The sequence below is a fragment of the Moritella sp. genome (assembly GCF_033791185.1).
Lineage (GTDB): Bacteria > Pseudomonadota > Gammaproteobacteria > Enterobacterales > Moritellaceae > Moritella.
Genome location: NZ_JASJHF010000015.1, coordinates 1 through 7586, shown reverse-complemented (window position 1 = coordinate 7586; position 7586 = coordinate 1). Strand labels below are relative to the sequence as shown.

The window sequence follows — 7586 nt, the reverse complement described above, 5'->3', positions numbered from 1 at the left end:
ACACCATCAATCACGGCCATATCGAGCGCTTGCTCACCAAAAGTACGAGGATCGCCAATAGCAATCATGTGGATTTTAATACCACGACTCGCCGCAATTTTTGCCGCCTCTAACGGCGGAACCAAACTATCGGTATCATTACCATCGGTTAATACAATCACGACTTTTTGTTTATCCGCGATACGCTTCTCAGCAGTAGTCTTCTCTTCACTCGTTCTATCTACACCACCGTTAACACCAAGATTACTATTTTCTTTTGCTATAGGTGCTTTCGATTCATCCGTCATTACTTTTATCGCTAACCCTAAGGCATCACCAAGGTGAGTACTTTGCCCAGCCATCGCCACTTCCGACTCATTTAACAAACCGAGCCATGCTTGATGGTCGGCGGTAAATGGGACTTGTAAATAGGCGGCATCACCAAATAAAATTAATCCTAAACGATCACCGCTACGCTGCTGTGAAAATTCAGCTAATACATTTTTTACCGCCGTTAAGCGTGAAATACTGTCGCTACCCGGTACACTAAAATCTCGACTATCCATCGAGCCAGATAAATCGACAACCACCATCAAATCACGACCAAACTGCGAACGTATTTGTGGTTCACCCAGCCACATAGGTTTTGCCATCGCAACAACCAAAAATAACCACACCAGTGATAATGCGATACGTTGCCATATTTTCGGTTCTAGCTTCACCGCTCCTGTATTAGGCTGTTCTCCAGATAAACTCACCAGTTGACTAAAAAATGGCACTTGCAGCGCTGACTGTTTTATTTTATAGGTCGGTGAAAATTGTTGAATAAACCAAGGTAATGGCAACAATAAAAATAACCACGGATAACTGAACTCAATCATGCTTGTTGCCATCATGAGCATCTCCTCGTTGGCCAGTACCTAATTCAGTACCTAATTCGGCATCATCAATATGCAATTTAAGCCAACGCTGCGCCGATAATACCAATACCTGATTATGGGCAGCGGACCACTCACTTAGCGCTAATGGTAAATACAGCGTTTGTTGCCATAACTCCCCTATCGCCGAATCAAACTCGGTATTGTCTTGTGTACAACTATCTAAAAAGACTAAAAATGCCGGCCCTTGTAATTGACGTGCCGTTAATGACTTATTTGGGTATGCTTGCAAACACGCTTGCTGTAATAATTGATGAATAAATCGCGGTGTATGTGAACGGTCACTTACATCACAAGCAAGTAATTTATAATGTAGTTTTTTCCGATAACGATTACGCCAATATTTTTGCCACGCTAGCAGTAAATAGCGGCCAATAAATAATGCCAGTACTAACCCTACAACCAGCCAGCCCCTAGTTTGCGGCAAAAAGCTTATCTGCTCAGGGACAGTAATTTGTACCATGTCGCGTAATAGTAAGTTACCGAATGTATCGCCGACTAAATTTGCATTATCAACATCTGCCATTATCATCCCTCCTCGCTATTTTTATGGTTCACATGAAAAGCAGACTTAAATTGATTAATCTCATTGCCGTTAGTACCAACATCTATTATCGAAAATGCCGATAATTGTAGGGCTTGTTGCAATAAATTATGCTTAGCCAAAAAAGCAGCTTGATAAGCATGTTGTAAGGCATTTTTATTACGTTGTAATTGCTGACTGGAAAGCTGTAATTGATGATGACCATCACTGGTAATCAGAGAATCGACATTTATTAGATTCTGTTCAAGGGGATCACTAATATGCACAGCAATAACATCATTATGCTGCTGCAACGCACGTAACCGATCTGCGCACTCTTCATCAAAGCCATACCAGTCGCTGATAATGACAAACGTTTTTGATTTGGCTTGCAATGCTTGCAACGTCGCTAACATATCGGTTAAACGTATCACTGGCACGTCAATATCCGCAATGCCGACTTGCAGTTGATGATTAACACGATGCAATTGCTGAATAAATTGCAGCGCTAATGCATTACTGCGCAGTGGTTTAAAATGAAAACTCGTGTGATCATTAAAAATATAACCACCAACACGGTCGGCATCAGCAAGTACACGCCATAGACATAGCGCCGCAATATTGGCTGCGACAACTGATTTCATCGTCTGTTGTGAACTAAAAAACATCGATTGACGCTGATCGACACACAGCCAAATCTGCCGCTCTTTTTCTTCACTGTAAGCACGCACATGTGGCTTTCCGGTTCTTAACGTGACTTTCCAATCTAAATTTTTAACATCATCGCCATTATTATAATGGCGTAATTCTTCAAAATTTAATCCTCGCCCGCGTAAGCGCGATTCATGTAAACCGGAAAAAATACTACAACGCCCCTGCTTGGGAGAAAAACTAAAACCAACTGTTTGCGCTTTAATTTTTAATAAATCATTTAAATCAGTGTATATACGCGGATCATCATGCAGCGAATCGCCTGATTTGTCCGTTGTTGAAAACCATGTATTCCAAGCCATAGCACTACCCTATCATCACGTGTTCAAGGATCTCGTCAATCACCTTGGCCGTGGTGATCCGCTCACTAATGGCCGCATAACTTAATACTAAACGATGCCCCAATACCAAATGCACCATAGCGCGAACATCATCAGGGTCGACATAATCACGTCCCGCTAGCCATGCATGTGCTCGCGCGCCACGATCAAGGGCAATACTGGCTCTGGGACTTGCGCCAACAGATAACCATTGCGGAAATTGAGCATGGCTATAGTCACCGGCTCCCCGTGTTGCCATCACCAAATTAACTACATAACTTTTTATCAATGGTGAAATATAGATCCGAGACACTTCCTGTTGCGCGGCAATGATATGTTCAGGCCGAATAATCAGATTGGGGATTGAGAGACTGTTTTTGCTAATACCTTGAGGCTGAGATCCTAGCGGATCCTTTGACTGGCTCTCTTTAGGTAAATCATCATCACTCGATATGCTCATTAACTCTTCTTCGCGCACTAAGTCAATAATCGCGAGTTCTGATTGGGCATCGGGATAATCGACATTCACTTTCAACATAAAGCGATCCATTTGCGCTTCAGGTAACGGATAAGTACCCTCTTGTTCCACTGGATTTTGAGTCGCTAACACCATGAATAAATTAGGCAGTTGACGCGTTTCGCCAGCCGATGTGACTGAATTTTCAGCCATCGCTTCTAACAACGCAGATTGTACTTTTGCTGGCGCTCGGTTAATTTCATCAGCGAGGACTAAATTATTAAAAATAGGCCCAGGTTGAAATGTAAGGCTATGCTTACCGTCCGCCTCACGGTAAATTTCAGCGCCAGTCACATCTGACGGTAATAAATCAGGTGTAAATTGCACACGACCAAAATCAGCATTCATTGCATCAGCAAGTGCTTTAATTGAACGCGTTTTGGCAGTACCGGGTAAACCTTCGAGCAACACATGACCACGGGTTAATAAACCTATCAGCAAGGCTTTGACCACATCGTCTTGACCAACGACAGATTGATTAACGGTATTAGATAGTTGTTTAAATACTTGCAGGGAAAGGCTCATAACAGTCTCATGTTCTACGCAGAATGATAGACAGTTATGATATGAGGTTAATAACAGGGGTAACACAGTAATACTACTGATCGTGACTTTATAATCGGGAAAATATGTTGAGCGGCGATAAGCCAGATCGACTTACCACCACTCAATCGCAACTCAGTTACAGCCAATCGCAACTATGCGGTTTGCTCACTCAGGGTTAAGTTATCAAAAAATAATCGCGTTTCTGCAATCACCACATGACGTAAACCAATCAAGCCAATCAGATTAGGGATAGCCATTAAACCATTGACGATATCAGCCAAGATCCAAATAAGATCCAACTGTAAAAATGCACCACCTGCCACCAATACAATATAAAAATACTTGTAAGGTTTAATGCCTTTTTGACCAAATAAATACTGTACGCAGCGCTCGCCATAATAATTCCAGCCGAGGATGGTGGTAAAGGCAAAAAATACCAAGCCCGTGGTTACGACATATTGACCAATTAACGGCGATAAACCTTGTTCAAAGGCCAATGTTGTCATTGCCGCGCCGGAAGTATCACCACTCCATACGCCGGTTAAGATCAAGGTTAGACCTGTCATAGTACAAATAATAATAGTATCGAAGAAGGTACCCGTCATCGAGATCAGCCCTTGCTTAACACAAGAGTCGGTCTTTGCCGCTGCCGCCGCTATAGGCGCACTGCCTAAACCCGATTCATTAGAGAATACACCACGCGCCACACCACTTTGGATCGCGAGCATCACGGTTGCCCCTAAGAACCCCCCCGTTGCAGCGGTTGAGTTAAACGCGCTGCTTATCACTAAGGCAATCGCCGCTGGCACCGCTTCCACATTTAATAACAATACCAATAACGATGCGAATACATAAAACACCGCCATAAACGGCACGGTACGTTGTGCGATAGCAGAAATAGAACGAATACCACCGAGCGTCACCATAGCTACCAATACAGTCAGTAAGCTCGCAGATAACCACACCGGCACATTAAAAGAGATTTGTACTGCATCGGTGATCGCATTCACTTGTGGGAAAGTACCAATACCAAAACATGCAACACCAATACCAAACAGCGCAAAGGCCTTGGCTAAAAATCGATTACCTAAACCATGTTCAAGGTAATACATAGGGCCGCCTGCCATTTGCCCTTGTTCATCGACAACGCGATATTTTACCGCTAATAAACATTCGGCATATTTAGTCGCCATGCCAAAAAAGGCTGCCACCCACATCCAGAATAATGCCCCGGGACCACCCATTTTAATGGCAGTGGCCACACCGACAATATTACCAGTACCTATAGTGGCAGAAAGCGCTGTACATAATGCGGCAAAGCTACTGATGTCGCCTTTCTGACCCTCGCCTTTGTCCCCTGAAAACAGGTATTTTAGCGCTAACGGTAATTTAGTGATTTGTAAAAAACCTAAACGTAAAGTGAGATATATACCAGTGCCGACCAAGAGTAATAATAATGGCGGGCCCCAAATAAAATGATCTATGCTTTGCAGCGTATTTTGCAGCGGTTGCAATGAAAAGTGTTGTAGTGGATATAACAAAGAATCTTGTAACGATTCTAGTAAAGAAGGTTGTGCTGTTTGCATTTAAAAATATTCCTCGAGAACGATAGTAGTCTGAGGAGGATGTAATTATTTAAGATGGGCAGATACAATGCATAAGCCGAAGCAAAAAGTCAGAGTTAAATACCAAAGTACCAAACTAAAGCAAAAAGCAGGCGTGCAAGGTCGCAAAAAAAATAATCCTATCCTCTGTCCTTTGTACCTGAGAGTTTCAACGACATTGTCGCTTTGCTCCTTCGGCGTCCAATTTAATGGATCTCTCCAGAGGCTCGTCCAGTAACAGTCCCTACTTTTCCTCGCGGAATAAAGCGCCTGAAAGATTTACTTCTTCGGCGGGCTATAAAGCCACTCTCCTGCTACCTTCATCCGAACTTAGTGTGGATATATCACAACATGAAATGCTATGAATGGATAAATACTAGCACGAAATACTTCAATAAAAATACATAATACAGTTCGAATGATTAACAATTAATCTTTAGGCAAAAAAAAGCCCTGTCATGAGGGCTATTTTTATTATTAGTTATTCGTCTGGTCACTAATTATTGAGTAACGCTTAGCGCATCATTATTCTGTCTGAAAGAACTTATGCACGAACATTTGATCAATAATATCACCCGAAGAAGCAGGACTATCAGGGCTTAATGCAGAAAAGTCAAAATGCTCCAACTGGATATTTTGTTGCTGTCCCGAATCAGTTGTTATATTCAGATTAACGCTGTCATCACCAGTCACCTTAACCTCAAGATGAGCAAGCAACGCATCCATATCTAAACTACCATCACTGCTGTCCGAGAAAATCTCGGTGAAATCAAGTTTGTCTTCACCAAGCTTAAAGTCTGTGATCACATCTTGCTGTACAACATCACTTAAAGACGATAAATGCCAGGTAAACACATCATGACCCTCACCGCCCGTCAGAATATCACTTCCAATACCTCCGATAAGGGTATCATCCCCAATACCACCAATGAGGGTATCATCGCCAATACCGCCAATAAGCGTATCATCGCCAATACCGCCAATAAGCGTATCATCGTCAATACCACCAGTAAGCGTATCATCTCCGCCTTGACCTAATAAAATGTCGGCTTCATCGCCCCCGGCCAGTATATTAGCGGCTTCGTCGCCACTCTGAAAATGATAATTAGGATCGACAGACTTGTTCTCACTATCACTATCATTATCACCGCCCAAGGTGAGAGTAAATATGTTGTCACTGACACCGCCCTTACCATCCGCTATCTGGTACTGAAATTTGAGATCTACCTGCTGCCCGCTAGTCAGCGGGGTGCTCTCACTCTGAGTAAAGCTATAATTTCCATTAGCTGCAACCGCTAAAGTACCAAACACGGTGATGATTTTTAGTCTGCCACCATCTAATTCAGTCCCGGTTACCAAAGGATCAGTGATTATCGTTCCATGCAGGTCAGCCCCAAGCAAGGAAATATTATTTGCATCGAGTGAGACCGTCAACGTATCACCATCCGCATCAGTACTACCTAAAAGCAATTCACCGGCAACCGCCTTCGGCGAGAAGTGATTCAGATAATGAGAGAGATCATCACCCGAACTAACATACACCACCTCATCACTGATTTTATGCAATGCTTCATCGACTTTATCATTACCCTCTGTGGCAATACCGATACTGTAAACCTTGGCATCATGAGTCTTAACATAATCATCCCAACGCTGATCGAGATCAGGATCAGCAGCCGAGCCAGCTTTAGGGTTAGGAGCACCATCAGACATAAAGAAAATGGTATCAACACTGTCAACTGGCTGCTCGTTCTTTAACATATCCCAAAACTCCATCCCCGTTTTACCTTCGGCCATAGCTTCCTGCCAAGGATATTGGAGATGATGGTCATCATCTGCTTGAATCACGCTTTCCAAAGCTTTGCTGTAGTCGGTATTAAGTCCAGTATCTGTCCAACACCACTTACGAACATAGTCATTTACATCATTCAGATAATCAGTATCGGTTAGCGCCCGTCCCGCCAGTTCCGGTGGTGTACTATCTTCATACACATCCTTGAGCTCTAACCAACCTTGCTTCTCTACCTCACCGCTAAACCGAACCAAGCGTATATAAGAATTTGATTCACCGCCTTCGGCTATCATATTACCCAGCATGTCGTGCAACGCTTCAGCCGCCAGATAAGCACGGGACTCGTAACGTGGCGCTAGCACCTCGTCCGGATTATTGCTGCCTCTCATCGTATTGCTACCATCAAAAGTACGCGTCATACTATTAGAGTAATCAAATACGACGGTGATCTTATTAATCGGTTGATCCTGAACCTCAACATAACCATGCACAACCTGACTTTCTGGTGCGTGATTTTCGCTGACATTTACAGTCACATCCGTAACATCGCTATCGTAGCCATCACTAACCTTCACTTTCAACTGGTATTGATTCAGATCCGGGTTCTTCTCATCGTGTTCCAGCGTGACGCCATTTTTGAGCCAAATTTCGCCAGT

Annotated in this window: 6 protein-coding genes and 1 riboswitch; all 6 genes read right to left on the bottom strand. The window is 43.3% G+C overall.

What is annotated here, in order from left to right:
* On the bottom strand, positions 1–875 hold an 875-nt coding region (locus QNK26_RS01040), incomplete at its 3' end, for a VWA domain-containing protein (protein WP_319220407.1).
* Complete coding sequence (locus QNK26_RS01035; protein WP_319220406.1) at positions 853–1443, bottom strand: DUF4381 domain-containing protein; 591 nt, start codon at positions 1441–1443, stop codon at positions 853–855. The genes QNK26_RS01035 and QNK26_RS01040, both read right to left, overlap by 23 nt.
* 2 nt (positions 1444–1445) lie before the next feature.
* Positions 1446–2453 (bottom strand): DUF58 domain-containing protein, encoded by a 1008-nt coding sequence (locus QNK26_RS01030; protein ID WP_319220405.1) that lies wholly within the window; start codon positions 2451–2453, stop codon positions 1446–1448.
* Positions 2454–2457: 4 nt separating this feature from the next.
* Positions 2458–3513: a MoxR family ATPase gene (locus QNK26_RS01025; RefSeq protein WP_319220404.1), complete on the bottom strand. Its 1056-nt coding sequence runs from the start codon at positions 3511–3513 to the stop codon at positions 2458–2460.
* Positions 3514–3686: 173 nt separating this feature from the next.
* Positions 3687–5120 (bottom strand): sodium:alanine symporter family protein, encoded by a 1434-nt coding sequence (locus QNK26_RS01020; protein ID WP_319220403.1) that lies wholly within the window; start codon positions 5118–5120, stop codon positions 3687–3689.
* A 155-nt stretch (positions 5121–5275) separates the two neighbouring features.
* Positions 5276–5371, bottom strand: a riboswitch (glycine riboswitch).
* 292 nt (positions 5372–5663) lie between these two features.
* The coding region (locus tag QNK26_RS01015) for a calcium-binding protein (protein WP_319220402.1) at positions 5664–7586 on the bottom strand (1923 nt) is incomplete at its 5' end.